Source organism: Methylobacillus draconifructus (assembly GCF_045984355.1).
GTDB classification, from domain to species: domain Bacteria; phylum Pseudomonadota; class Gammaproteobacteria; order Burkholderiales; family Methylophilaceae; genus Methylobacillus; species Methylobacillus flagellatus_A.
In genome coordinates this window covers 1-26,351 of sequence record NZ_JBJQII010000002.1, presented here as the reverse complement: position 1 = coordinate 26,351, position 26,351 = coordinate 1, and the positions used below count along the sequence as shown (strand labels likewise).

Below are 26,351 nucleotides of genomic sequence, written 5' to 3'. Positions count from 1 at the left end.
CCTGGTGTGTGAATATCTCACAGCGGGAGGATTATACCGCGAGCCCATTCCAGCATCGCTGGCGCAGGAGGCTCTCCTGATGCGGGATGCCATGCTGGGCGCCATGAGTGGCGTTCCTGGTGTGGAAATCCTTTCGGCGCACGATGCGCGCTTGCCGTTGCCGGAGCATGTATCACGGTGTCATGTGTTGAATGAGGATGATGTGCCCTGGCAAGTGTGGACGTCACTGATTGCCGAGGCAGACCTGGTATGGCTGGTAGCACCGGAAAGTGCCGGCGCTTTATTGCAATTGACGGAATTGGCCGAGGCCTCAGGCAAGGCGTTGCTTTCAAGCGGGGGCGAGTCGGTCAGGGTGGCCGGCAGCAAGTGGCTGACCTACCAACAATTGCATTCTGCTGGTGTGCCTGTCGTGGAAACCATGCGGGTTCCGCATCGTCCTGGTTCAGGAAGTGCCTGGGTGGCCAAACCGGATGATGGAGTGAGCTGCGAGGGCGCCAGATATTTCCGGGATGTACATGCGTTGGAACATTGGCTGCGGCATGCGCCGGCGGATCATATCGTGCAGCCTTATGTGCAAGGGCAGCCGGCCAGCCTGACCATGCTCTGCCGTGACGGGGAGGCCTGGTTATTGACATGCAATCAACAATTGATTGAGTTCGAGCAGGGAAAAATATGTTATCGCGGCGGAGTGGTGAACGGCGCTGCCGGGCATTGGGTAAGTTTTGACCGGCTTGCCTGCCAGGTTGCCGCGGCCATGCCGGGTTTGTTCGGTTATGTGGGCGTGGACTTGATCATCGGCAACGATGGCCGGTTGCATGTCCTGGAGGTGAATCCGCGCCTGACCACTTCTTTTGCCGGGCTTCACGCTGCGATCCACTATAACCCGGCGCGGTTGCTATTGGACTTGTTTTATAATGAGGCCTTCAAGCTGCCGGCTGGATTGCAGCGCAACCGAATTGAAATCAATCTGAATGAGTGAAACAACCCCTTCCTTCCAACAGTATCTCGGTTGGGACATTGGTGGCGCCAATCTGAAAGCGGCCTTGGTTCGCGCAGATGGCGTTGCCGTCAAGGTAGTGCAGGTGTCATGCCCTTTATGGCAAGGCCTGGATCAATTGGATGCCGCGTTGAATGCGGCATTTGCCCAATTGGGCGCGCCTCAAGGCATTCGCCATAGCGTGACGATGACGGGGGAGCTGGCGGATATTTTTCCTGACCGGCCCAGCGGCGTATGGGAAATCGCGTCGCGGGCGCATGCCAGGCTGGGCGGGGAGGTGTTGTTCTTTGCCGGCGCCAACGGCTTTGTGCCATTGGCGCAGGTGCAGGCGAACGCCAATGCGATTGCGTCGGCCAATTGGCTGGCAAGTGCGGCTTTTGTCGCACGCAAGCTGAAGCAAGGCCTGTTCATCGATATCGGCAGCACCACAGCGGATTTTGTCCTGCTTCAGGACGGCCGCCCCGCCAATCTCGGGCTGACCGATGCGGAGCGCATGCAGCATGAGGAGCTGGTCTACACCGGCGTGGCGCGTACCTCCCTTATGGCGTTGGCTTCCCGCATTCCGTTCGCCGGGCAATGGCACAATGTGGCGGCTGAGCATTTTGCGACAACGGCCGATGTCTACCGGCTGACTGGCGAGCTCGACGCGGCAGAGGATATGGCAGCGACGGCGGATGGCACCGGGAAAAGCATCGAGGAAACCAGCAGGCGTCTCGCAAGAATGGTGGGGAGGGATGCCGGCGATGCCGACAAGGCCGCTTGGTTGCATTTGGCGCAGGCGTTCAAGCAGCAGCAGCTGGCCTTGTTGCGTCACGCGACCTTGCGCAATCTTTCCCGCAATTTGATTCGTCCTGGAACGCCGTTCATCGGCGCAGGGGCCGGGACATTCCTGGTGCGCGAGCTGGCGCAGCAGTTAGGCCATGAGTTCATCGCGGTCAGCTCCTTGCTGAAGGCCGAGTCGGATCCGGTCAGGAATTGGGCAGGCGTTTGCCTGCCTGCCTATGCCGTCGCCAATCTGGGTATTCCTGCATCTGGAACGGAGGCAGCATGCTGAGGCGCGAGCTTCCCTATCTGGCCGATAGCTCCTCCTTGTTCGCGAGAATAACGCAGCGGCCTTGGGCCATTTACCTGGATAGCGGGCGACCCGGCAACGAATACGGGCGCTATGACATCATGGTCGCCGATCCTGTCGTGACGTTCACCACGCGTGGCGGTTCGACCGAAGTGCGCGACCGTCAGGGCGTGCACGAATCCAATGAAGACCCATTCCTGTTGTTGAAGCAGGCATTGCAACAGTATCCGCGCTTGCAGTCGGACCTGCCGTTTACCGGCGGGGCAGTCGGGTATTTCGGTTATGACCTGGCGCGCAGTATTGAATCCTTGCCCAACCGGGCTCAGGATGGCGAGCACATTCCCGAAATGATGGTTGGCATTTACGATTGGGCCGTCATTGTCGATCACCGCAAGCAGCAAACCTGGCTGGTGTGCTGTGCGATCGTCGAAGAACGCAAGGCCGGTTGGGAATCGTTATGCGCATTGTTTGAAGGTGCTGCTAGCCAGCAGGATGCCCCCGGCTTTGCCGTCGATACGCCGGTACGTTCCAATTTTGACGTTGCCGCTTATCAGCATGCCTTTGAATGTATCCAGCGTTATATCCATGAGGGCGATTGCTACCAGGTGAACCTGGCGCAGCGCTTTAGCGCCGGTGCCAGCGGTGATGCATGGCAGGCATACCAATATTTGCGTGAAATCGGCCCGGCGCCTTTTATGGCCTTCATGAACCTGCCCGGTGTGCAGGTGCTGTCGGATTCGCCAGAGCGTTTCCTGCAAGTCAGCGGACGCCATGTCGAAACCCGTCCGATCAAAGGCACCCGTCCACGGTCAGCCGATGCCGGCGAAGACGCACGCCAGGCGGATGACCTGAAAAGCAGCCTCAAGGACAGGGCAGAGAATCTCATGATCGTCGATTTGTTGCGCAACGATATCGGCAAGAGCTGCGCCACCGGTTCCGTCAGGGCCGACCGCCTGTTTGTGCTCGAAAGCTATGCCAACGTGCACCATCTGGTCAGCACCGTGACGGGAAAGCTGGCTGACCAATATGAGGCGGTCGACCTGCTGCGCGGCGCATTTCCCGGCGGTTCCATCACCGGGGCGCCCAAGCTCAGGGCCATGGAAATCATCGAGGAGCTGGAGCCGCATCGGCGTGGCGTCTATTGTGGCGCCATCGGTTACATCGGGTTTGACGGCAATATGGATACCAATATTGCTATCCGCACGGCGGTTTATTCGCACGGGGAAATCCGCTTCTGGGCTGGAGGTGGTATCGTAGCGGATTCGGAAGCGGATAAAGAATATCGCGAAACCTGGGACAAGGCATCAACCATGCTAAAACTCGTTGAACATTTTCGGGGTGACCAAGATGTGGGTAATTAAACTGGGAGGCAGTCTTCTAGGCTCGTCCGAGCTCAATCTCTGGCTGGATGTCGTGGCGCGCCATGGGGACGGCAAGGTGCTGATCGTGCCCGGAGGAGGTATTTTTGCCGATGCTGTGCGCGATGCCCAGATCAGCAGCGGCATCGATGACGCGACCGCGCACCGCATGGCAGTCATGGCGATGGACCAATATGGGGTCCTGATGACCGGCTTGAGCCCGCGTTTGGTCACCGCCAAGAGCGAGCTGGAAATCGCCGAACGCGGCTGGCAGCACCGCGGTATCGTCTGGCTGCCCAGCGACATGATCTGTGCCGATGAGACCATTCCCATGAATTGGGGAATTACTTCCGACAGCTTGGCTGCCTATCTTGCGGCCAAGCTCAATGCCGAACACCTGATTCTCGTAAAATCCTCGCGTCCTGACGCGGACCAGCAGGTTTCGCTGGAAAAGCTGACCAAGGAAGGGTTCGTCGACGACGCCTTCGGCGACCACATTGCCGGGCGGGCGTTCAACACCTGGGTGGTCGGGCGCCAGGATTGCGTGGCATTCAACGACGGCTTTAGCGAAGAGGAACTGACGCGGGTAGGCTTGCCGGTGCGTTGTTCCTGGAATTGAAGGAGGACATATGGGCGAAACGGAAGGTACTTACAGCGAAGCGGAAATCCAGGCCAGGATTGCGGCGGAGTTGCCGCACTGGTATTACGAGGATGGCTGGATACGCCGCAAATACAAGACCAGCGGCTGGAAGGCGACCCTGATGGTGGTCAATACCGTCGGGCATCTTGCCGAAGCGGCCTGGCATCATCCCGACCTGACGGTGTCCTATGCGTTCGTCATCGTCAAGCTGTGCACCCATAGCGCCAAGGGCATTACCGACAAGGACTGGGAACTGGCGCATAAGATAGAATCCGTGATCCAGTGGCAGCCGGCCAAGGAGCAAGGCGCGCTGGAAGGCACTCCTAATGACGATGCCCGCTTCAAATACATCAAGTACGACGACTGATACTTAGTTTCCAGTCTCCACGCATATATAAGACGGCCAGGATGTTTATCCTGGCCGTTTTTTTTGCCCAGCCCTTAAAGAAACCGGGAGTGTTGCCGATAGATAAATTGTAATTATCATATTTTTCATATTTACTGTATTTATCAAAATGTGTATGCTGTGCTTCAGCTGCGATTGAAAATCGCCCGGCATAACTTGAACGAGTAGTCGAGAAGGAGACAAACATGTTTGCAACGATGAAACAGTGGCTGGTGAATCTTTACCTGGATGAAGAGGGCGCAAGCGGCATTGAATATGCCTTGATTGCAGCTATGGTGGCGGTGGTGATCGCAGGGTTATCCGATGGAGTCAGAGCATCGGTTCAGACTATTTTTGAGAGTATTAGAGATGCTCTTGCAGCAGCAGGAACTTAATTAATGCTAACGCTGCTCTGTATCTGGGCGGGATTGCTGGCTTTTTATGATTTTTCCCAAAGGCGCATTCCCAATCTGCTCAGCTTGGGGGCATTCGTTATTGGCTGTATCTATATGGTAGTAACAGGAGAGGTTTTCTACTACGGCCAGCCCATATCCTCTGCCTTTTGGGGCTTGGCCGTTTCTTTTCTTCTGACGATTCCCGGATATGCCACCAAAACATTGGGCGGCGGGGACGTGAAACTGCTGGCGGCGATTGCTGTACTGTGCGGCGTGAAGGTGGTGGTGGCGAGTTTCGTGCTGGCATCGCTAGGCGTTCTGGCGGCATTGGTAATCTGGTGGCAGTTGAGCCCGCAATTGAGTACTTCAGGCTGGGTGTCGGTGAGCAGGGAAAGCAACAAGCGGCGTTATATCCCTTTCGGTGCTGCGCTGGCATTGGCGATGGGCGTTGTCATCCTGTTTCCGGAAATATGGGGGATGGAATCATGGCATCTATGAAGCACATATCAAGTAGGCGTATATCCAGGCATCGGCAATCCGGCGCTGCGGCGATCGAGTTCGCCTTGTTGTTCATGCTGTTCTTCACCTTGTTCTATGCATTGGTGACGTACGCCATCCTGTTCCTGTTGCAGTCGTCTTTCGTCTTTGCCGCATCGGAAGGCGCGCGGGCGGCCATCGCCGTGGATCCGATGGCTTATAGCAGCAGTGCCCAGTATGCCAATGAAGGTATTGCCTCACGGGTCAGGCATACGGTAGGCAATGCGTTGACCTGGCTGCCGGAGAGCGTGCGGGAGCACGTGCTGGGCGCCGGCAACAGCAAGGTGGTGGTGGATGTGGCCGGAAACAGCTTGAGCGTGCGGGTGGTGTATTCCAATTACAACGACAACCCGGTCATCCCCATCCTGACCATTCCCGGCTATGGGCCCATGCTGCCCATGCCACTGGATTTACAAGGTAATGCCAGGATAAATCTCGTCTGACCTGGCATTACCGCTGATTACAACAGCGGAACATCATAATAATGAGCGGAAATGCATTAAGGATTACAGCAATCCTTCTATTCATCGGGGCGGTATTGATAGGCTGGTATGGCATCAGGGCGGGGCGTCAGCCCGAGGTGCATGCGCCGGCTCCAGCGCCAGCGGTGCGCTACTCCCAAGTGGTTGCACGCCAGGATATCCCGGCCGGGCATGTATTGCTCCCGGAGCACCTGGCGCTGAAGGAAAGTGAAAGCCAGAACCCATTGGCTTTCACCGCTACTGCAGACTTGGTCGGGCGCATGGTGGAAAGCGGCGTGGAGAAAGATGCGCCTGTGCTGTCCACCCACTTCGCGCAGCGAGGCCCGGCCGCGCAATTGCTCAAGCATGGCGAGCGCGGCGTTGCCATCAAGGTCGACGAAGTCGTCGGCGTAGGCGGGTTTATCCAGCCTGGCGACCATGTCGACGTACTGGTGTATATCAATAGCAGCAACGGCATGACCACGGATAGCTCCGCGCAGTCCATCCTCAAGGATGTGCGCGTGATCAGTTACGGCGAAGCTCTGCAGCAGAATGTCTCCTCCTCAAGTGTCTCCCCCGGGCCTGCTTCGCTACTTGCCGATAGTGGTACCGGCAAGCAGCAAGCGTTGAGCGGACATTCTGCTGTCATCGCCGTCAAGGAAGAGGATGTCTCCCGCCTGATGCTGGCGGCCAGCGGCGGTACTTTGCGCCTGTCCCTGCGTGGCGCCAGCCCGGATTCACCAAGCAAATCCAGCGATTTGGTACGGTTGTCGGAAATTACCGGGTTGCAGCAACAAATCAGGGCTCCTGCCGTGCCCAGGCCTGTAAAAACATTGCCAGCAAAGAAACAAGCCGGGGTGGTCAATGTCGTTGTCCACTCCGGCGACAAGACGGAAACGATCAGTTTCAAAGGACAATAAATGGCTGCATTCAATTCACGGGGAAAATTGGCCTGCATGATAGGGGCGGGCTTGTTCTCGCTCGGGCAATGGGTCTGGGCCGAGGAAATTCTGGTCGGCATGGGGCAGCAAAAGTTGTACGAGCACACGGTTGCGTTGCAGCGCGTCGCCGTGGCCAACCCGGAAGTGCTGGCGGTCACGCTGACCAGCCCCAAGACCATGATGATCGTGCCCAAGGCAGTCGGCGCCACTGAAATCAGCCTGTGGGACAGCCAGGCGGCTCAGCCCAGCCGGGTGTTGCAAGTCAGCGTGTCGCCTTCGCTGACGCTTGAGAACCAGGGCTTGAAGGCGGCTGATGTGGAGGATTTGCATATCGAGGCTGCGGGAAACGGCGTCGCCCTGACCGGAGAGGCGCGGTCGCTCGAAGAGCATGCCAGGGCGCTGGAATCCTTGCAGAAAGACCGCAAGGGGGCGCTGGATGTAGCAAGCAGCGAGTTTGAAAGCCACGTGCAGATCGACATCAAGGTGGTGGAGGTCAGTAGGCAGAATATGATGCGTTTTGGTTTTTTCCTTGGGCAAAGTAATGTTGGGCGCGGGGATAAGTCTGGGTTTGCAATCAGTGCTCCAAATAATTTGAGTGGTGTTACTAACAGCAATCATATGAATAGGAATCAATTTCCTGATGCCAGTGCATCTGATATTGATACAAGAAATCTTGAAAGAGGCTTCAACTTTGCAAGTGGTTCAGGCTTTTTCCCAATTCTCAATGCATTCAATTTAGCTCTTGGTAATAAAGGCTCAGGCCTCCTTGGTACCTTAAGTGTTCTGGAAGGCAACGGCTTTGCTTATACGCTTGCCGAGCCGTCGCTGTCCGCCATCTCGGGCCAGACCGCCACCTTTCTCGCCGGGGGCGAGTTCCCGGTGCCGATCCGTACCGGCGGCGGGTCTGATAGCGCCATCACGATCCGTTACAAGGAATACGGCGTCAGGCTGATGCTGACGCCCACCATCCTCAGCAGCGAGCGGATTTTCCTCAAGGTGGCGCCGGAAGTCAGCGAGCTGGATTTCGCCAATGCGGTCCAGACCGGCGGCGTGGCGGTGCCCGGCCTCAAGGTCAGGCGCACGGAGACCAGCGTATCGCTGGGCAACGGCGAGAGCTTCGTGATCAGCGGCATGGTGAGCCGCAATACCGTCAACAACATAGACAAGATGCCCTGGCTGGGCAATATCCCGATTATCGGGGCTTTTTTCAGCTCCAAGCGTTTTGACCGCGAGGACAAGGAGTTGCTGATGGTCGTGACGCCCCGCCTGGTGCGCCCGATTGCGCGCAACGCCGCACTGCCGGCGTTACCGGGGGACGAACTCAGGCACTACAAACCGTCATTCAGCGAGTTTTTCCTCTCGCGTGACGCCTATCCGAAACCAAGCTCAACAGGGATGTCACGCTAATGCACGATAGCCGGAACTACATTGTGGTCAGCAATGGTGACGAATGCATACGCTGGCTCAGGAATATCTCCGACCATTCCAGCAAGTTCATCTTCGTGGAAGAACAGGATACCCGCAAGGTGATGCAATTGGTCGATGCCGTCGATATCAATGCCGTGCTGCTGCATATGCGCTCGCAGGATTTCCGGCAGGAAGTGGCATTGTCGCCGGCATTCCTGCAAGAGGTCGCCTTCATCGAGGAGATCAGTTCCACCCGGCCCGATCTGCCGGTGCTTGCCCTGGCGGATACGACGGATGAGCAATTGCTGTTGACGATCATGCGCGCCGGGGCCAGGGATTTCATTCGCATCGGCAGCAAGGAAAACGAGCTGCTTGCCATCCTGGGGCGGTATAGCTTGCGCAATGCCATCCGGCGCGAGCAATCGGCCCCGCAACAGGCATCGGGCCGGATTACGGCCATCATCAATGCGCGGCCCAGCCCTGATTCGGCCATGCTGGCGATCCATTTGGCCCAGGCGATGCAGGAAACGGAATCGACGCTGCTGGTCGACTTGGGCATCCCGCATGCGGACAGCCTGTTGTTCATGGGCGTGCAGGGGAAATACAGTTTTGTGGATGTGATGCGCAACCTGGCAAGAGTGGATGCAACCCTGATCGACACCGGGTTCGCCCGGCACCGGTCCGGGTTGACCGTGCTCTCCATGCCGGACGATCCGGAAGATGATTTCGAGATTTCCCCTGCGGATATCTATACGGTATTGCGCACATTGAGGAAGCATTTCTCGCAGGTGGTGATCAACCTCGGCGGCGTGACGCGCGTGGATTTCCTGCAATTGCTGCTGTCCGCGGTGGACCGCACTATTCTCGTCGCAGAGCAGAGCGTGCCGAGCTGCAAGCGCAATTACGAATTGTTGCGCGCCTTGCGCGCGCAGAACCTGGAACTGCAGAACACTGGCCTGGTGCTGGATCATTACCTTCCGCGCCTGCTGCCGGATGCCGACAACATTGCCAGTTCATTCGATTTGCCGCTGTTGGGCATGCTGCCTCCTGCAGGCATGATCCGCCTTTCTTCGGTCAATACCGGCGACAGCATATTGGAGTTGAGCCCAAAGAGCCTGTATGCCGTAAGGGTCCGCGAGATTGCGCAGGCACTGCAGGAGAGCAGGGAAAATCCTTCCCATAAGCAGGGCCTGGTGGCTAGCCTGCAGCGTATGTTCGGCGAGTGGCATTTCTCCAGGTCCAAGTTGCTGTCATGAGGCTCTCCGAATACAGGTTCGACCTCAAGGCGGCGGAGCAGTCGCAAGACACCAAGCTCCTGCTGCACAGCTATCTGATCGCTGAGATTGAGCAGGATCGCGCCGACTTGGCCAATATGTCGCGCCAGCAGATGTTTACCTACGTCAATAGCAAGGTCTACCGCTATGTGGCCGAGAAGCAGCTGGTGGTGAGCGCCTACGACCTGGAAAAGCTCACCGAGGAAATGGTGGATGAATTGGCGGGGTTCGGCCCGCTGGAAACGCTGATCAGGGACGACAGCATTAACGACATTCTTGTCAATGGCGCCCGGGATATCTTCGTCGAGCGCAAGGGCAAGCTCGAGAAGAGCCAGCTGCGTTTCATTGATGACGAGCACGTACTGCGCGTCATACGCCGCATCCTGTCGCCATTGGGCCGCCGGGTGGACGAGGCCAGCCCAACCGTGGACGCGCGCCTGCCGGACGGCAGCCGCTTGAATGTGATTATCCCGCCGTTGGCCTTGAACGGGCCTTGCATGTCCATCCGCAAGTTCCGCAAGACGCCCATCCTCGGCAACGACCTTCTGGCCTACGGCACCTTGAACTCGCAAATGCTGAGTTTCCTGACCAATGCCGCCCAGCGCCGCGTCAATACCATCATCAGCGGCGGCACGGGCGCCGGCAAGACCACCATGCTCAATTTCATGAGCCGTTCCATTCCCTCCGGCGAGCGCATCGTCACCATCGAGGACGCGGCCGAACTGAGGCTGGAGCATGACCATGTGGTGCGCCTGGAAACCCGCCCGCACAATCTCGACGGGGTAGGAGAGGTGTCCGCGCACGACCTGGTGCGCAACGCCCTGCGCATGCGGCCGGACCGCATCATCCTGGGCGAGGTGCGCAGCAGGGAGGTGATGGATATGCTGCAGGCCATGAACACCGGCCACGAGGGCTGCATGAGCACCGTGCATGCCAATAACCCGACCGATGCCTTGCTGCGCCTGGAGACCCTGGCGGGGCTGGCCGGATTCCAAGGGGCCGAAGCCACCTTGCGCAAGATGATTGCAGCAGCGATTGAGCTGATCGTGCAGGTCACCCGCATGCCGGACGGCAGGCGTCGCATCACCTCGATTGTCGAAGTGGTGGGAATTCGCGACGAGCGTTTCGTCACCAACGAATTGTTCAGCTACAACCTGGAGCTGGAGCAGTTTGCCAGCCTGCCGGTTACTCCCAGCAACCCCAAGCTCCGCGGCGCGCTTGCCTTCAGTTAGGAGGAGTCATGAATAGATGGATATTGCTGTCGTTTTGCATCATGTTGCTGGTGCTGGGCCTGTTGTTATGGTCCGCAAGCAGACAGAAGCAGCTCCAGGCGAAGGCGCGGGTCAATTTCGAGCAGGCGTTGCCTGATTTCGGCAAGATAGAAAGCCTGCTGCCCGGGCGCGATGAAAGCTGGGTATCGCGCACCAGGCTGCGCTTCTCCGTCGTGTACGGCTTTGAACTGGCTTCCTGGCATATCGCGGCATTCGCGGCCGCGCTATTGATCCTGTTTGCGTTCGGCAATGCCTATATGCAGGTGTGGCAAGCCATGCTGTGCGTCTTGATGCTGACCATCCTCTTGCTGGTGGTGATTCCCTATATCCGGTTGCGGCGGCGCCAGCGTACGATCGTGTCGCAAATCCCGCTGTTCGTCGATCAGGTTTCACGGGCGCTCTCCACAGGCAAGAGCGTGGAGGGGGCCGTACGCGGCGTGACCGAGGATATGCAGATGCCACTGCGCGCGGTGCTGGAGCGGGTGGTGCGCGCGACCGACCTCGGCGCCAGTTTCGCCGACGCCATGCAAAAGGCTGCGGAACTCCATCATATCAAGGAGCTCGGGCTGATTGCCTTGGCCATCCGCATCAGCAGCAATTACGGGAGCTCGCCACAGGAACTGCTCAAGAGCATTGTGCAGATGATACGCCAGCAAGAACAGGCGCAGCGCGAGTTGGCGGCCATGACGGGGGAAACCAAGATTACCGCCTGGGTGCTGTCGCTGACGCCTTTGTTGATCGTCGCCTATATGTTTGCAGCCAATCCCGGCTACATCGACATGATGCTGAACGACCCGTCTGGCGCAATGATCTTCAAGGCGGCGCTGATCATGCAGGCTGTGGGCATCCTGATTTTCTGGCGCATGATGAAGAGTATCTAGGGACGAACATGAATGCCTGGGTAATGATCAGTGTGTTGGGCTTGTTCGCAGGCAGCGTGCTGCTGCTGATAGCGGAATTCTCGAAACGCGCCCGCCATGACATTCATGCCCGATTCGACGAGGTGTTTGGCCGCAAGCGCGGGATCTACCTGCCGTCGCCCAAGCGGGGCATCGAGCGGGTCATCGAGCGACTTTCCATCCTACCCTCAAGCAAGGACCGGGAAATTCTTAAGCTCCTAGTGCAGGCCGGGTACAGGGGCAAGGCACGTATCGTGCTAAATGCCACCATCCGCCTTGGGCCTGTCCTGACGGCGGTCCTCATCCTGTTGATCAACCTGGTGCAGGGGCAAGACCTGTTTCGCTGCCTGGCATTCGCCCTGTTCGGATTTGCCTTTTTCTATGTCGGTATCCGCTATCTGCTGCGTTGGCTGGCTGCACGCCGGCGCAAGCTGATCAGCAAAGAAATCACCACCTTCCTGCATATGCTGGTCATGCTGTTCGACTCAGGCCTTTCCCTCGAACATTCGCTGCGCATCATGGTGGAGCAAGCAAGCAATATCATGCCTAATCTGGCCCAGGAGCTTGAGCGTGTTCTGGCTCGGATCAGAGCCGGGCAGGATCAGGGCGAGGCATTGACGAGCATGAGCCAGATGCTGGATATCCCTGAACTGAGCGAAGCGGTAGCCATGTTGAAGCAAGTAGCCCAGCAGGGGGGAAGTGTGCGCGATTCCATCATGCGCTATGCCGCGTTGATCGAGGAGCGGCAGTTTTCACGGCTGCGTGAGCGTGTCAGCAAGCTGTCGGCCAAGATGACGATCGTGATGATGATCTTCATGTTCCCGGCATTGATGATATTCATTGCCGGTCCTGGCTTCATCGGCCTGGGCAAGGCATTGAGCGGACAGGGGTAGGAAATGAGAAAATCTCGATGGATCGGTGTACTGTGCGCGATCGGCTTTTCCTTGGCGGCACTGCCTGGATTGGCCGACGGCAAGGAGCAGAAAAACGGCAAACAGGGCTGCGCGGAAACCACCCAGGAGGACAGGACGCAACTGGAAATGATCGCCAAGGTGCTTGCCGAAGGCAAGGCCTATGCCGCGTTGGCATTCCTGGATGCGGCCAAGCTCGACTCGCCTGCGGCCCGCTTGTACCGCGCCAATGCCTTGCGCCAGACGGCGCAGTTCGAACAGGCAGGCGAACTGTACCAACAGCTGCTTGGCAGTTGCGTCGGCGGCTTGGCGTACCAGGGGCTGGGCTTGCTGGCGGAAATGCAGGAGCAGCATGAAACGGCGATCGGTTTTCTCAAGTCCGCAAGCAGGATGCTGCCGGTGGACAGCAAGATCAGGGGGGATTACGGCTATGCGTTGATGATGTATGGCGACCATCAGTCGGCCCTGAGCGAGCTGCTTACTGCGATCGAGCTGGACGGCAATAACCGGCTGGCCATCCATAACCTCGTCATGCTGATGTACAAGACAGGCCAGGATGAACGCGCCGCCCAGCTTGCACGCGACTTCGACATTACGGAACAACACCTGCAGGGGATCCGCCAGGCCAGCGGCTTGCCTGCATTCAAGGTCAATCAGCGCCAGCAATTCTCATCGGGTAGCTGCTACGGCAACACCCAGCTTTGCACTGGCATCCTGAGTCCGCAACTGGAGGTAGTGCAATGATGATGAAACGAAAAATGATAGCCCTGTTGTCCATAAGCCTGTTCTCTGCGGGCGCTTTTGCAGAAGCCGGCAGCAATCAGGCGCAAGAACAGCAAGTTAACCCTTCCTCCCAGGCCGAAAGGTGGTTGGAGTTGCAGCGGGAAGGCAGCCAGGCATCGCTGAACAAGCAATACCTGTCGGGGCCTGCCATGGAGAACATCCACAAGCGCTATCTCGAAAGCTTCACGCGCCCGATTCCCGAACGGTTTGATCCGGGCCAGTTCAACCGCCAATGATGCAGTCCATGCGTAAAACAAGTAAAAAAAACCAGCAAGGCGCCATCGGCCTGTTCGGCGTGCTGACGCTCATGATGGCCGTGCTGTTCGTGGCAGTGGCAGTGGATAGCGGCCGCATGTGGATGGAAAAACGTAAACTCCAGAACATTGCGGACATGGCGGCCATCGCAGCCGGGGGGCAGGTGGGCGGGTGCATGCAAAATAATACCGATGTCTACAGAATGGCGGCGCAGGGCGCGGCGATGGCAAATGGCTACCAAGGGAGCCTGCTTGCTGCGCCAAACGTAGTGGAGCTAGGCGGTTACAGCACCGATGAAGGAGGGGTGCGTACCTTCGTCGCTAATGGGGAGCGGCGTGCCGTGCATGTCCTGGCGACGCAGGAAGTGCCTTCCAGCTTGTTTGCCGGAGGGATTTTCAACCAGCGGATTGTGTTACAGGCGGAGGCGGTTGCCGCTGTGCGTGCTCCGGTTGCGGCATTACGGGCTGGTTCTACAGCAATTGCTATTGATACGGCTGAATCTGCGTTGTTGAACTCCTTGCTAGGAAGAGTGTTGCAAACCACTGTTCAATTAAGTGCTGCGGATTATCGGGGGTTGGCAAATGCAAATATTACTTTGCTTGATTTAGTCAAGGCAGATCCAACTATTGGCTCGGTAAGTGAGTTGCTGGGATTAAATAATATGACGATTGGCCGACTAATGGCCTTAACTCTAAATGTGGCAAATGAAGGGAATAATAGCCTTGGGTCTGTTGTCGATGTATTGGGGAAATTGCAGTCCTCAAACAATCCTAATCAATTCAGACTCGGTGATGTTATTCATATCACCAATCCAGATTCTAATGCAGGTGCGGCGATTGGTTTAAATCTGCTTTCACTTATTCAATCAGCAGCCTTTGTTGCCAATGGAAATAATTTTATTGACTTGCCATTGGGAATTAATTTGCTTGGACTTACCAGTATAAGTAGCAGAATACGCATCATTGAACCGCCACAATTGGTTATTGGACCGCCTGCAGGAGGAATTAACCAAGTTGCCTGTGCTGTAGTAAGAACTGCCCAGCTACGTGTTGAAACTAGTGTAACTGCTAATGTTCTTTTGGTCGCGGGAGTTGATCTGAAACTTAACTTGGAGGTGGCTCAGGGACGTGCTGAATTAATGGAGATTAGCTCAGAAAATAATCGAACTAGTGTCGTTGTCAATGCTTATCCGGGATTGGCTGCATTAACGTTGACAAATAATCAAGATAGCGGCCCAGCAGAAATTACCTTGTTGGCAGGTAGTATTCCTCTGGCCAAGATCGGCCTCAAGGCACCAATAGCGCAAGCAGCACCTAGTACGATGACATTTGAGGTCGGGCATCCGGTATCTTCCAATCTGCCAATGGTCAAGAACAGTTATAGTGGTGTTGGCAATAGTCTTGCTGGATTCGCAAACACTGGTAGCTTGGATATTAAGGTTTTAGGCCTGAATCTTGGATTACTTGATTCTGTAGTCACTGGGCTTGTTGTACCTTTATTAGCCGTAGTCACTAGTTCTGTACTTGATCCGCTACTCAAGCTCCTTGGTATTAACACGGCTGGAATTACTATCATTCTTGATGATGTGAATTCCGGCAGTTCACAAGGCTTGATACGATAAGAATAGGATGATTATGGCGTTGCCAGCTTGAGCCCAATAATGCCAATAATGATGAGCGTGACGCTGGCCAGGCGAATGGCGCTGGTCGGTTCGTCAAACAGGAAAATCCCCATGATCACAGTACCCACGGCCCCAATTCCCACCCAGACGGCGTAGGCGGTTCCCATGGGCAGCGAGCGCATCGCCAGGCTCAACAGCACTACGCTGAGCACCATGGCGATGATGGTGCCGACGCTGGGCCAGAAGCGCGTGAAGCCGTGACTGTATTTGAGGCCCACTGCCCAGACGACTTCGAGCAGGCCTGCGATGAAGAGGGTAAGCCAATCCATGGAAAATCCTAATTATGTGATGCGCTGCCTCAATGGCGGCAGTTGTTGTCCTTGAATGGGCCCTTGACCTGCGTCCAGCCCTGGCCGGGCGAGGATTGCAGGCAAACCAGCTTGCCGTCCAGCTTGCTTTGCCAGAGGTACCAGGGAGCAGGGGCCGCAGCCAGCGGGGCTGACCACAGCAAAGCCAGCAACATCCATTGTTTCGCCGATTTCATGCGGCTATTCTACAGAGAATCCTGGCAGTTAGGCCATAGGCTCTTGCATTCGAGATGGCTGTTTTTCGAAGCGTCCCAGGTGCAGCATGATGGCCGGCATGATGAGCAGGTTGAGCACGGTGGAGGTCACCAGGCCGCCGACGATGATGGTGGCCATGGGGCCTTCGATCTCGCGGCCGGGTTCGCCGCTGCCGATGGCCAGCGGCAGCAACCCCAGGCCTGTGACGAGCGCCGTCATCAGGATGGAAGGCAGCCGCTCCGATGCGCCGCGTATGGCTGTTTCCAGGTTCCATTCGAGCCCCTCGTGGTCGACCAGGTGTTGGTAGTGCGAGATCAGCATGATGGAGTTGCGTAAGGTGATGCCAAACAGGGTCACGAACCCGACCATGGAGCCTATCGATATCCAGCCTCCCGCCATGACGGCGGCAAAGATGCCGCCGATCAATGCGAACGGCAGGTTGAAAAAGGTCAGCGTCAGGTTGCGCAGGTTGCCGAGCGCAATGTAGAGCAACAGGAATATCCCGCCAAATGCCAGCAGGGAGTGCGCGACGAGCTTCCGGTTTGCCTGGCTGCCGGCCTGGGCTTCGCCGCTGAATGCGAGATAGTTGCCGGGCGAAAGGGCCACCTCGGCATTGATCTTGTGCCGTGCTCGCTCGTAAAAGGCATGGATGTCGCCTTCCTTGACGTTGGCCGTGACGGTCTGGATGCGTTTTGCTCCCTGGTGCAATATCTTGGACTGGCCGTTTTCCTGGCGGATATCCGCCACATCCTTGAGTTGGAGCATGCGGCCCTCGATGTTGCGCAATGGCAGCTTGCCCACTTGCTGGATATTCTGCCGCGCCTCGGGCGCAAGCACCACGGCCACGCCGATGACGCGGTTGCCATGGTAGACCTGGTTCACCGGCATGCTTTCGTAGGCGATGCGGATGGTATCCAGCACATCGCTGGGATGCAGTCCGAATTGCAGCAATTTCTCCGGCAGCAGCCTGATCACCAACTGGGGCGTCCCGGGAGGAGACTGGATCATCACGTCTGTTGCCCCCGGGGTGTCGGCCAATGCTGCCGCCACCGCCGCCGCATCGCGGTTGAGACCGTCGAGGTCGCGTCCGTAAATATTGACCACCAAGGCGGCGGCATAGCCGGAAATGGTTTCTTCTATGCGCTCGGTGAGAAAGGTGTTGATGGCGAAATTGACGCCGACGAACCCTGGATAGCCCGGCCCGTCGTCGTCCATGCCGGACAGTTTTTCACGGATGTCTTCGAGGATGCGGCTTTGCTCTGCGCCGGATAGCGCGCCTATCTCGATCTCGAACTCGCTGTAATGGGTGCCGAAGGTGTCCGCGGCGTTCGGCGCGCGGCCCACCCATTGGGCTACCGAACGCACTCCCTCGATGCTCTGCAGCACTTCTGTCACCTTCTTTCCGATGCGCAGGGATTCTTGCTCAGAAGTGCCGGGCACGGCTGTCATGTGCATGATGTAGTGGCCTTCATGCAGGCTGGGGATGAACTGGGTCTTGAATAGCGGCAACGTGGTGAGGCCCAAGGCAATCAGCATCAAGGTGACGCCGATCAGGATTTTGTAATGCTGCTCTATGTTGCGCAGGCAGCGCACATAGTGTCGCTTAATCAGGCGGATGATGGGGGAGTCCTCCGTTTTCAGGTTGGCGGACTTGCCGAGCAGCAGATAGCAAAGCGCGGGCGTCACGGTTAGCGCAATGACCAGCGACGCCATGATGGCCACGATGTAGGCCAGCCCGAGCGGCGCAAACAGCTTGCCGGCCACCCCGCCGATGGTGAGCAAGGGCAGGAATACCAGCGCCACGATGAACGTGGCATAGACCACCGAGCTGCGTACTTCCATGGAAGCCTGGAATACGACTTGATGCAACGGCGCAGGCGCTGGCAGCAGACGGTTTTCACGAATGCGGCGGAAGATGTTTTCCGAGTCGATGATGGCGTCGTCCACCACCTCGCCGAGCGCAATCGCCAAGCCACCCAGCACCATGATGTTGAGGCCGATGCCAAATTGCTGCAATACCAGGATGGCGGCAAGGAGAGAGAGGGGGATGGCGGTGGCGGAAATAAACGCGGCCCGCACATTGAAGAGAAACAGGAACAGGATGCCGATGACGAGGGCGGAGCCGATCAGGATATCGGTCTGCACGCTGTCGATGGCGGTTTCGATGAAGTTGGCCGGGCGGAACAATTCAGGATGAAGCGTGACTTCGCGGGCATCCAGCACGGGGGCGAGTTCGGCGAGGGCAGCTTCGACCGCCTGGGTGACGCCTTTGGTATTGGCCCCCAGTTGCGATTGTATCGACAGGTATATCCCGGTCTTGCCGTTGATGGCGGCCGCGCTGATAGACGGCACGGCTCCCTCGACGACCTTGCCGATATCGCTGATGCGCAACGTCTGTCCGGAAGCATGCAGCAGGGCGGTGTGTGCCAGTTGCTGCGGGTTCAGGGCCTGACCCTCGGTGTTGATGATGATGCGCTGGTTATTGTTCTCGATGAAGCCTGCGCCGCGGATGGCCGTGCTGCGGCTGACCGCATCCACGACTTGCTGCAGCGACACGTTGTAGCGCACCAGCTTGGCAGGATCGACCTGGACCTGGAACTGGCGGACTTCTCCTCCGAACACATTGACATCCGCGACGCCCTGCACGGCCATCAAGTGCGGTTTGACCGTCCAATCCACCAATGTGCGCAACTCGCTGAGACTCCTGATATCCGAAGTCAGGCCGATGCCCAACACCGTGCTGGCAGAGGAGGTCAATGGCGTGATGTTGGGGACAATCCCCGCGGGTAAAGTGCTGTTGAGCGTGGCAAGCCGTTCGGCCACCACCTGGCGGTTGCGGTAAATGTCTGTGGATTCGTCAAAGATCACCGTAATGACGGACAGCCCGGGAATGGATTGCGAGCGTATGCTGGCGATGCCGACAGTGCCGGCAATGCCATTTTCCAGTGGCTGAGTGACCAGAGACTCGACGAGCTCGGCCGAGAGGCCGGGGGCCTCGGTCTGGATGATCAGCTGGGTGGGGGCGAACTCGGGGAAGACATCGAGATGGCTATGCACTGTCTTGTATATGCCATAAATCACCAGCATGAGCGCCAGTGCCATCATCACGCCGCTATGGCGGATGGAAAAACGGATCAGGGCCGACATCATGGTGGCATCAGCTCCTAATCGTCATTCTCGTTGGTGATCTGGTACTTGAGCTCTTCCGAGAGCAGAAGCTGGGCGCCGTTGGTGACGATGGTATCGCCGGGCTTGAACTTGTCGCGGTTGAACCAGCCGTTATCGCTTTCAATATCCGTGTTGATGGGTTCGCGGACGAATTTGTCGGCATCGTGCTTGCGGTACACCCATGCCTTGCCTCCATACCAGACGACCGCCTGTTGCGGTATCACCACGCCGGTCATCATATTGGCGGTATCAAGCTCCCGCGTGCCAAGGCGCATGCCCGCCCGCAGGCTGGTGGCGGGCGCGGTGTAGAAATAGGTTTTGCCTTGCAGCACCGGATCGGCTTGCGGGGATAGGGCAAGCAAATGCGCCGTGACCGGAGGAATGCCGCTGCCTACCGGGGTCACGCGCAAAGTCGCGGTGGGTTCGGCCTGTTGTGGGGGCAGGACAATGCGCAGCAACACCTGCCTGTATTCGAGCAGGGCGTTGATTTCTGCGCTGGGCTTGGGCTCCAGCATGCCCAGCCCCAAGCGTTCGCCCCATTGTTGGCGCGCGGTGTAACGCAGGTTTTCCAGTGCCGCTTCATGCGCCTGCAGCTTGGCAAGGTCGCTTTTGTACAGGGCTTCCGCTGCTACCAGCATACGGTCGGAGATATTGCGGTCATGCTGGTTGAGCAGCGACAGGCGCTCATAGTCGTTCTTGCTGTTGCTCAAGGATGCCTGGGCAACCGCCAGGTCGCCCAAGGCATTCATGTATTGGGTGCGCAAGCTCAATAGCCCATCGAGGCTGAGCACGTTGCCCAGGCCTTCCAGCATGGGCTGATACTTGGTCATGTTGAGGATTGCGGTGCGGATATCGCTTTGCTGCTGGGTTTCCGCGCTCAATACGATAGTGCTGATGCCTGCCTCGGTCTGGACGCGTTGCGGGCTTTCGATTTCTTCCTCTTCATTGAACGCCTCGAACTCGTCCTTGCTGAACAGCACCAGCAACCAGAGCAGCACCACGATCATGCAAGCCTGGACGATGATGACGGCGACAGCTTTTTTATTCATGACTTGGCTTTCTGAAACGATTGGCGCTGGATAGTGGAATGGCGGGAAGGCGCTGTAACCTGGTCAAGGTTTTCCAGCGGCAGTTGCATACTGTCCTCAAGCGCTGCCGCGGCACGTTGCACCTGGTATTCGGCAGCAAGGAGCCGCTGCTTGGCCAACACATTCTCCAGCTGGTAAGTGAACAGCTCGAGGCGGTCGGCAAAGCCGTGCTCGAATCGCAGGCTGGCTTGTTGGGCCTGGGTTTGCTGGGCTTCGTACAAGCCGCGGGCTTGCTCAAGCGCCAGCAGCGCGGAGCGGTACCGGCTTCTGGCGCTGTCCATGGAGGCGATGACGCGCGCTTGCAGCGCCTCGAACTGCGCTGCTTCCGCTTCGCGCAGCGCCTTGGCTTCGGCGATCTGCCCCTGGTTGCGGTGCAGCACGTTCAGAAGGCTGCTGATGCCCAGCGACCAGATATGGAATCCCTCTTCATAGTTGTAAGCGGGCGCCAGGCTGATATCGGGATATTGCCGGGCGATTTCCAGGCGCAGGCGCGCCTCGCTTGCCGCGTAGTTTGCAAGGCCTGCCCGGATATCCACGCGATTGAGCAGGGCGGCGTCTTGCGCGGCGGGGTTAAGGGCATTGGTGATGTCGATATCGCGCCGCATCCCGAGCAATTGGTCGGTGGCATGCAGCTTCAACTGGAGCTGGTCGAACTTATCCAGCGGAAGGCCGGCATTGCTGGCAAGCTGGGTCTTGAGCTCATCGATGCGTCCCTGCTCTTCGACCAAGGTCTGTTGCGCCTTCTGCCATTGCAGTCTGGCATTGCTCAGCTCCACGCTTGAAATCATGCCGGCCTGCAAGCGTAGCGTGAGCATGGAAACGATCTCGTCGCGCAGCTGCGCCTCTTGCTTGAGCATGGACAGGTTCTGGTGCGCGGCATTGAACTCTATCCAGCTTGAAAGCAGGCGGTAGCGCAGGTTCCAGGTGGTCTGGGCGATATTGAGGCGCGCGCTTTCGGAAAGGTTGGACGCCATGTCGATCCTGGCCTGGCGCTTGCCGGCCGTTTCCACCGGGATGCTGAAACTCAGGCTGTAGACCTCGGGAACCTCGGGCTCGTTGCGGCGACCGGCGCCGATTGAAACGCTGGGATTGGGACGTTGCGCCGCAGTGGTGATGGCGGCCATGGCGCGGCTCAGCTGGGCGCGGGCAACATCGAGGTCGGGGTGGAAATACAGCGTGCAGAATATCAGCTCCTGCCACCCCCATTGCTCAGGCCGGCTGGCATAGCCCTCCTCATGCAAATAGGCGAGAAAGCCGCTATCTTCCGTATCGTGCGCCCGTAACGAGACATGCCCGTGGGCTGCCGCGAGCAGGTGCGCCTGGTATTGCTGATAGCCGCATCCCGTTGCCAGCAAGCTGCACAGGGTCATCGTAGTCCATAGTCCGGGCGGTCGTTTTATTGTTTTCATTGCGCCGCCATTGTTCACTCCACGTGCGATGGTACAACCTGCAGTGCTTGACGGCAATGTTGTCAATGCAAAGCGTACCTATTGCTGCTGATAAAGATGCAGCTTGTTGGAAACGCATCAGAACATTTCGCTGCCGCTGCAATTGTAGGGATGAACTATCTATAGTTTGTCGTAATTCAACTTAGTATTGATGTTAGGTAAACATTGAGAGAATAGTTTGCAAGGAAAAGTGCTGGCAAAAGGCAAGCTGGTGGGAATCTATGAATCTCCCAAAGAGTAATAACGCTAGCCTGCAATAATGGCCTGGACTGAGTTCAAGGCATCTTGCAGTGTTTCTTCGGAGAGGGTGTTGATGCTGCTTGCCAGTAGCTCGGCAGCCTCTTCAGTGCCTGACGGCAGGTCATGGCTGTCCAACTCGGCAATCAAGCCTGCCGCTGCACCGGCAACTTTCAACAATGCTTGGCGCTCCCGCATGAGGATTTCAAGCTCGGCACGTAACATATTGATTTCATCTTGATTGATAGTGCTTTGCATAATTGACTTTCTTGGTGCGTGAACGTGTCGATATTGGCTAGGTTGGGATGATGTGTCAAACAGACGGGCCGGTATTAATTTATACCGGCCTTTTTGTACGGCTGGCTTCGGCCTTTCATGTCAGCTTCGGCATACATAGGCCGATAAGCATTTTATCACTTTTCAGAGCATCCCTTCCGAGTATCGAAGAATCCCGACGCCATATTTTGTGGGGAGTAGCTGATTGATAAACTATTGAGGTTAAGTCATTCTTACATCCAAATAAGCTGTAATGCATTGAAAATGCTAGCTAGAGCAGGCACATTCTCCTTCTCAGCAGTAAATCCTGAGGAAGGAAAGATGGATACTCAATACTACAAAGATCACAGCGTGCAAGTCGTCTTTAAAGCGGTGGATGATATTGGATTCATGTGGCTGGCCTTGGTTGATGGCAGATTTGTTGGCCCTCCAGATCAACAAAAGTTTATTTACGAGACGCCGGAAGAAGCGAAAGATGCAGGTTGGCAATATGCAGCTTCCTACATCAACGGTCTTGAAAAAGCGGTTTAGTAAAAAGGAATGCAGTCATGATTTCCATCGTGAAAGCAGTTAGGTTTGGAAGCGGCGGGCAAGATGTCACTCATGTGGAGTGGGGCGTGATTGATGAGCATGATCCACGAGAATGGGTTGAGCAACCGCAATTGGCAAGGGCTATTGACGTGGTGAAAGCCATCAAGAATGGCCAAACCGTTCGTCCATTGTTCGAGATCAATGGATTATTGATGATTGGCGAACCGCTACTGGTTAAAATGCTGCCAGATGGTCACGAAACCATTGAAATGCATCAGCCATACAACGAACGCACCTTGATGGATATTCCTAAGATCTAATTATTGCTGCTCCTCCAAAGAGGACAATTAGAGCGGGAATATGTTAATACACAAATGACTACACATTTTAGTTTGAATTCAAACTACATTCCTGTAAGTCATTGGTGCGAAAGGAGAGACTCGAACTCTCACGCCTCGCGGCGCTGGAACCTAAATCCAGTGCGTCTACCAATTCCGCCACTTTCGCTTACCATTTCGATAGTGTTGGGGCTTAGCCAAGCATCTACGAAGGGAACGGATTATAACGTAGTTTTTAGCGTGTAGGTAATCAGTAATGGTTTTCTGTGGAGCTTAGATTCTAGGCGATGCAGCATTCTCGGCTTGTAGTGTTTGTATTTTTAGAAACCTATGCCCCAATGCCGTCAATTTCAGCATAGGCACCTTTTCAATTTGCCAGGGATGTTCGCGAGACGTGCTGGTAATAAACCATGGTTGCTTGATGAGGCCTTGCTTATGGGCATATTGCAAACAGACGACCGCGACCTGGAATCTAACCATATCTTGTTGAGTTGTAGGTGTTAATGTGGTTTCCCCATTTTCTATTCTCAATAAAGTTTCCAGAAGCATATCCATGGCTATTCTCTCATTGGTAATCTTTAAAACGCTCGATATCTGAGGGTTGCAAATGGTCATTCGTCTGAATGTACGGCGTTTTTTCAATAGCATTGCAATTGAACGATCAATTTCCAGAGCATGTTATCAATAGTAGGGGAGATTGCTCAGGCTCTGCTATCAGTAGAATTGCCGAGCTTGTGTCGGATTATTCCGACTGTAGAAGATATGGAAGTTGCTAGCCATGTATCGCTAGGCAGGTAGTTAAAGGTCTTTGATTGCGTTTAGGCAGCTATTGTTTAAATACTACGAGAATTTTTGCTAGTCCATAAAACGACAGAATGATGGAATTGTCTTAGACCTGTCACCGCTTTAGTGGGACAATGCCTGCTTATGAATTTACAGTTTTGGTCTAGGGAAGTGCTGAAAGGTAATATTTTAGATGTAGAAACAAAAAAGCACCGCCTGAAATTCAGTAACGGTGCGCTTTTTGATCAATCATTTGGTGCCAGAAGAAAACCAGAATAGTCATCCAGGCTAATCTGATCTAATCCAAAAATATCCTCGTAAAATCCTTTTATAATAGGGTGTTGTAGAAAATACTGTGCAACGCCATCCAAAATAGTCCAACACAATCCAGAAAGTTTTTGGTATATTTTTCGGTATAGAAATTTCGGTAGTACCCGAACGCTATGCCTAAACTCGCCAAAGGTCTAACAATCAAGCAGATTGATGCTGCCAAGCCAGGAAAGACGCTGGCTGATGGGCGTGGTTTGTCATTGGTTATTGATGCTGGTGGAAATAAGCGCTGGGTGTTTCGCTATACGCGCCCTGACGGTCGTAGGAACTGGATCGGCCTCGGCTCATATCCTGAAACCTCTTTGCCTGTGGCTAGAGCACTTGCCCAGGATCAGCGAGAGAGGCTTGCTGCTGGGGTTGATCCTGCTATCGCAAAGAAAGAAGCCAAGCAGCAACTCAAAGTCAGCGTCCGGGGAACATTCAAGTCAGTGGGTGAGGAGTGGCATGCCCATAAATCGAAAGGCTGGGCCTCAGAGACGGCGCGAAAGGCTAGGGAGGTACTAGATGATTACCTTTACCCTAAAATTGGCCCTAGAGCGATTTCTGAGCTTTCCAGCGCTGATGTCAAACCTGTGCTGCTGTATATCCATGAGCGCGGTCCGAGATTGGCCGTGAAAGCCAGGCAATACGTGAATCAGATTGTTGACTATGCCATTCAGGAAGGCTTGCGTGAGGATGGCAAGCTGCTATCCCTGAAGGGTGTGCTGCCGAAGACAGAGAGGGCGCATTACGCGGCAGTGACCAAGACTAACGACTTGCCCAGCATGTTGGACAAGATCAACGGTATCGATTCTCACAAAATGCGGGTTGCAGTGCAGACCTTGCTATATACCGCTTCACGCCCTGGGGTAGTGGCGGGCATGCTCAAATCAGAACTGGATCTGCAAGCAGGGGAGTGGCACGTATCAGCCAAGCGCATGAAAACAGGCAATGACCATATCACCCCCTTACCCAGGCAGCTAATCCCATTGCTGCAAGAAGCTATTGCCTACAGTGGCAATTCCCCGTTTGTGTTCCCTGGTGAGCGTGACCCAATGGGCAAGCACCTGAACCGGGATAGCATCAGCAAGGCACTGCGAGAGGCTGGCTTGCGTGGTGTGACAGTTTCCCATGGCTTCAGGGCGACATTCAGAACGATTGCTCGTGAGCGCTTGAGGATTGATCCTGACGTGCTGGAGGCCCAAATAGCCCATGCCAAGAAGGATGAGATACAGGCAGCCTATGATCGCGCGCAATTCCTCGAAGAGCGCCACCAGATTATTCAGCGATGGGCAGATTACATTGATGCGGTACAGAGTGGGGCAAAAGTAATCCCTTTGAAAACAGCTTGAGACAGTAGTGTTTCAGATTGAGAGATATTGAAATGTGTAACGTATCAGAGTACAGTTTTAGATGATTAAATCTTTCCGGCATAAAGGGCTGCAAGACTTTTTTGAGAGTGGCAGCAAGAAAGGCATCAGGCCAGATCATGCCGCCAGGCTATCACGGCAATTGAGGCGCTTGGACGAAGCAAAGGCTGCTGCTGATATGAATGTGCCTGGCTGGGGGCTTCATCCCCTTGCAGGCGGTTTACATGGGCATTACGCGGTATCGGTGAATGGCAATTGGCGCATGACCTTTACCTTTGAAGGCGAGCATGCCGTGCTGGTGGATTATCAGGACTATCACTAAAAGGATTTTGGATCATGAGCAGAATGTTTAACCCACCTCACCCAGGGGAAACCTTACGGGAAGATATCTTGCCCGCTTTGGGGCTGACAGTGACAGAGGCAGCGGAGCAGCTAGGGGTTGCCAGGCCATCCCTTTCGCGCGTGCTGAATGGCCGTGCTGCCATCTCCCCTGAAATGGCGCTCAGGCTCGAACAATGGCTGGGCGTGGAGAATGGAGGCAGGGCCGATCTGTGGCTGGCTGAACAGGCCTCTTATGACCTGTGGCAGGCCAGGAGATCGTTCAAGCCCAAGATCAAGCCTGCAATAGCAGCAGCAAAGAGCAACACCGCTGCCTGACGGTATCAGGCATTAGCGGGAAGGCTGGTTAACTGTGAGAGGTCCACCAGCCAACCCTCACCACAACGCAATACTGCAAAGGAGTATCACGCTATGGCTGGCGCCGATTCTAACATTGTCACAGCAATCAGGCCTTCATCATCTCTAAATTCCCAAGATGCTTTAGATAAAGCTCAAATTAAGATTGAGCATATCAAGGGAACGCTAGATTGCTTGTACACCTTGACTTGCAAAACTTCTGATCAAGGTTTGAATCGCCCCCACTTTCCTAGACAGCTCAAGAGCCTCAAACTATGGAAGTTGAGGAGACATCATGAGCAAGCAACAACGTTACACCGAAGAATTCAAACAGGCCGCCGTCAAGCAAGTCACTGAA

The 26,351-nt window shown here is 55.9% G+C and carries 29 protein-coding genes and 1 tRNA gene; 22 read left to right on the top strand and 8 right to left on the bottom strand.

From position 1 onward, the window contains the following. Positions 1-4 precede the first annotated feature (4 nt). The 17 genes from ACJSDX_RS03915 (at position 5) to ACJSDX_RS03835 (ending at position 15,207) form a co-directional block, all read left to right on the top strand. Positions 5-979: an ATP-grasp domain-containing protein gene (locus ACJSDX_RS03915; RefSeq protein WP_407993587.1), complete on the top strand. Its 975-nt coding sequence runs from the start codon at positions 5-7 to the stop codon at positions 977-979. Continuing rightward, positions 972-2,051 (top strand): hydantoinase/oxoprolinase family protein, encoded by a 1,080-nt coding sequence (locus tag ACJSDX_RS03910; RefSeq protein WP_407993586.1) that lies wholly within the window; start codon positions 972-974, stop codon positions 2,049-2,051. The genes ACJSDX_RS03915 and ACJSDX_RS03910 overlap by 8 nt, the downstream gene beginning before the upstream one ends. Beyond that, positions 2,045-3,430 (top strand): aminodeoxychorismate synthase component I, encoded by a 1,386-nt coding sequence (gene pabB / locus ACJSDX_RS03905; RefSeq protein ID WP_407993585.1) that lies wholly within the window; start codon positions 2,045-2,047, stop codon positions 3,428-3,430. Before ACJSDX_RS03910 ends, pabB begins: the two co-directional genes overlap by 7 nt. Continuing rightward, a complete protein-coding gene (locus ACJSDX_RS03900; RefSeq protein ID WP_309565468.1) occupies positions 3,417-4,046 on the top strand; it encodes an amino acid kinase family protein in 630 nt (209 codons plus the stop codon). Before pabB ends, ACJSDX_RS03900 begins: the two co-directional genes overlap by 14 nt. A 10-nt stretch (positions 4,047-4,056) precedes the next feature. Next, positions 4,057-4,434 (top strand): 4a-hydroxytetrahydrobiopterin dehydratase, encoded by a 378-nt coding sequence (locus ACJSDX_RS03895; RefSeq protein WP_407993584.1) that lies wholly within the window; start codon positions 4,057-4,059, stop codon positions 4,432-4,434. Positions 4,435-4,658: 224 nt separating this feature from the next. Next, positions 4,659-4,847 (top strand): Flp family type IVb pilin, encoded by a 189-nt coding sequence (locus tag ACJSDX_RS03890; protein ID WP_407993583.1) that lies wholly within the window; start codon positions 4,659-4,661, stop codon positions 4,845-4,847. A gap of 3 nt (positions 4,848-4,850) precedes the next feature. After that, complete coding sequence (locus ACJSDX_RS03885) at positions 4,851-5,345, top strand: A24 family peptidase (RefSeq protein WP_407993582.1); 495 nt, start codon at positions 4,851-4,853, stop codon at positions 5,343-5,345. Then, positions 5,342-5,827: a TadE/TadG family type IV pilus assembly protein gene (locus tag ACJSDX_RS03880; protein ID WP_407993581.1), complete on the top strand. Its 486-nt coding sequence runs from the start codon at positions 5,342-5,344 to the stop codon at positions 5,825-5,827. Before ACJSDX_RS03885 ends, ACJSDX_RS03880 begins: the two co-directional genes overlap by 4 nt. Positions 5,828-5,868: 41 nt before the next feature. Next, a complete protein-coding gene (gene cpaB, locus ACJSDX_RS03875; protein ID WP_407993580.1) occupies positions 5,869-6,765 on the top strand; it encodes a Flp pilus assembly protein CpaB in 897 nt (298 codons plus the stop codon). Beyond that, positions 6,766-8,193: a type II and III secretion system protein family protein gene (locus tag ACJSDX_RS03870; RefSeq protein ID WP_407993579.1), complete on the top strand. Its 1,428-nt coding sequence runs from the start codon at positions 6,766-6,768 to the stop codon at positions 8,191-8,193. After that, entirely contained in the window at positions 8,193-9,449 is a 1,257-nt protein-coding gene (locus ACJSDX_RS03865) for a CpaE/TadZ family protein (protein WP_407993578.1), read from the top strand. The genes ACJSDX_RS03870 and ACJSDX_RS03865 overlap by 1 nt, the downstream gene beginning before the upstream one ends. Then, positions 9,446-10,699 (top strand): TadA family conjugal transfer-associated ATPase, encoded by a 1,254-nt coding sequence (locus ACJSDX_RS03860; RefSeq protein WP_407993577.1) that lies wholly within the window; start codon positions 9,446-9,448, stop codon positions 10,697-10,699. The genes ACJSDX_RS03865 and ACJSDX_RS03860 overlap by 4 nt, the downstream gene beginning before the upstream one ends. 8 nt (positions 10,700-10,707) lie before the next feature. Further along, positions 10,708-11,619, top strand: coding sequence for a type II secretion system F family protein (locus ACJSDX_RS03855; protein WP_407993576.1), 912 nt, complete (start codon positions 10,708-10,710; stop codon positions 11,617-11,619). Positions 11,620-11,627: 8 nt separating this feature from the next. After that, positions 11,628-12,530, top strand: a complete 903-nt coding sequence (locus ACJSDX_RS03850) for a type II secretion system F family protein (protein ID WP_407993575.1) — start codon at positions 11,628-11,630, stop codon at positions 12,528-12,530. Between the two features lie 3 nt (positions 12,531-12,533). Continuing rightward, positions 12,534-13,292, top strand: coding sequence for a tetratricopeptide repeat protein (locus ACJSDX_RS03845; protein ID WP_407993574.1), 759 nt, complete (start codon positions 12,534-12,536; stop codon positions 13,290-13,292). Continuing rightward, the gene (locus ACJSDX_RS03840; protein WP_407993573.1) at positions 13,289-13,567 is read left to right on the top strand and encodes a DUF3613 domain-containing protein; all 279 of its coding nucleotides are present in this window, start codon (positions 13,289-13,291) and stop codon (positions 13,565-13,567) included. The genes ACJSDX_RS03845 and ACJSDX_RS03840 overlap by 4 nt, the downstream gene beginning before the upstream one ends. A gap of 8 nt (positions 13,568-13,575) precedes the next feature. Further along, a complete protein-coding gene (locus tag ACJSDX_RS03835; protein WP_407993572.1) occupies positions 13,576-15,207 on the top strand; it encodes a TadG family pilus assembly protein in 1,632 nt (543 codons plus the stop codon). A gap of 11 nt (positions 15,208-15,218) precedes the next feature. Here the strand turns inward: ACJSDX_RS03835 and sugE are convergent, their stop codons facing one another. The 6 genes from sugE to ACJSDX_RS03805 all read right to left on the bottom strand — a co-directional run bounded on the left by sugE (position 15,219) and on the right by ACJSDX_RS03805 (position 21,969). Beyond that, positions 15,219-15,536 (bottom strand): quaternary ammonium compound efflux SMR transporter SugE, encoded by a 318-nt coding sequence (sugE, locus tag ACJSDX_RS03830; protein ID WP_407993571.1) that lies wholly within the window; start codon positions 15,534-15,536, stop codon positions 15,219-15,221. Positions 15,537-15,565: 29 nt separating this feature from the next. Next, positions 15,566-15,751 carry a hypothetical protein gene (locus ACJSDX_RS03825; protein WP_309565453.1) on the bottom strand — a complete coding sequence of 62 codons (186 nt, stop codon included), beginning with the start codon at positions 15,749-15,751 and terminating at the stop codon, positions 15,566-15,568. Positions 15,752-15,779: 28 nt separating this feature from the next. Next, positions 15,780-18,920 carry an efflux RND transporter permease subunit gene (locus tag ACJSDX_RS03820; RefSeq protein WP_407993570.1) on the bottom strand — a complete coding sequence of 1,047 codons (3,141 nt, stop codon included), beginning with the start codon at positions 18,918-18,920 and terminating at the stop codon, positions 15,780-15,782. A 14-nt stretch (positions 18,921-18,934) separates the two neighbouring features. Next, positions 18,935-19,987, bottom strand: coding sequence for an efflux RND transporter periplasmic adaptor subunit (locus tag ACJSDX_RS03815; protein WP_407993569.1), 1,053 nt, complete (start codon positions 19,985-19,987; stop codon positions 18,935-18,937). Then, positions 19,984-21,435, bottom strand: a complete 1,452-nt coding sequence (locus ACJSDX_RS03810) for a TolC family protein (RefSeq protein ID WP_407993568.1) — start codon at positions 21,433-21,435, stop codon at positions 19,984-19,986. Before ACJSDX_RS03810 ends, ACJSDX_RS03815 begins: the two co-directional genes overlap by 4 nt. A gap of 285 nt (positions 21,436-21,720) precedes the next feature. Beyond that, positions 21,721-21,969, bottom strand: a complete 249-nt coding sequence (locus ACJSDX_RS03805; protein WP_309565449.1) for a hypothetical protein — start codon at positions 21,967-21,969, stop codon at positions 21,721-21,723. Positions 21,970-22,308: 339 nt separating this feature from the next. Here ACJSDX_RS03805 and ACJSDX_RS03800 point away from each other — a divergent pair, with 339 nt between their 5' ends. Continuing rightward, positions 22,309-22,518: a hypothetical protein gene (locus ACJSDX_RS03800; RefSeq protein WP_407993567.1), complete on the top strand. Its 210-nt coding sequence runs from the start codon at positions 22,309-22,311 to the stop codon at positions 22,516-22,518. A 17-nt stretch (positions 22,519-22,535) separates the two neighbouring features. Then, positions 22,536-22,838 carry a hypothetical protein gene (locus ACJSDX_RS03795; protein ID WP_407993566.1) on the top strand — a complete coding sequence of 101 codons (303 nt, stop codon included), beginning with the start codon at positions 22,536-22,538 and terminating at the stop codon, positions 22,836-22,838. 102 nt (positions 22,839-22,940) lie between these two features. Here the strand turns inward: ACJSDX_RS03795 and ACJSDX_RS03790 are convergent. Next, a tRNA-Leu gene (locus ACJSDX_RS03790) sits at positions 22,941-23,025 on the bottom strand. A 104-nt stretch (positions 23,026-23,129) separates the two neighbouring features. Beyond that, entirely contained in the window at positions 23,130-23,411 is a 282-nt protein-coding gene (locus tag ACJSDX_RS03785; protein ID WP_407993565.1) for a hypothetical protein, read from the bottom strand. 671 nt (positions 23,412-24,082) lie between these two features. On the opposite strand from ACJSDX_RS03785, the gene ACJSDX_RS03780 reads away from it, so the two are divergent. From ACJSDX_RS03780 to ACJSDX_RS03770, 3 genes are all read left to right on the top strand, one after another. Next, positions 24,083-25,300 carry a tyrosine-type recombinase/integrase gene (locus ACJSDX_RS03780; RefSeq protein ID WP_407993564.1) on the top strand — a complete coding sequence of 406 codons (1,218 nt, stop codon included), beginning with the start codon at positions 24,083-24,085 and terminating at the stop codon, positions 25,298-25,300. A gap of 61 nt (positions 25,301-25,361) precedes the next feature. Next, entirely contained in the window at positions 25,362-25,640 is a 279-nt protein-coding gene (locus tag ACJSDX_RS03775; RefSeq protein ID WP_309565444.1) for a type II toxin-antitoxin system RelE/ParE family toxin, read from the top strand. A gap of 14 nt (positions 25,641-25,654) precedes the next feature. Further along, on the top strand, positions 25,655-25,975 hold the full coding sequence (locus ACJSDX_RS03770; RefSeq protein WP_407993563.1) for a HigA family addiction module antitoxin: 321 nt from the start codon (positions 25,655-25,657) through the stop codon (positions 25,973-25,975). The last annotated feature ends 376 nt before the right edge of the window (positions 25,976-26,351 follow it).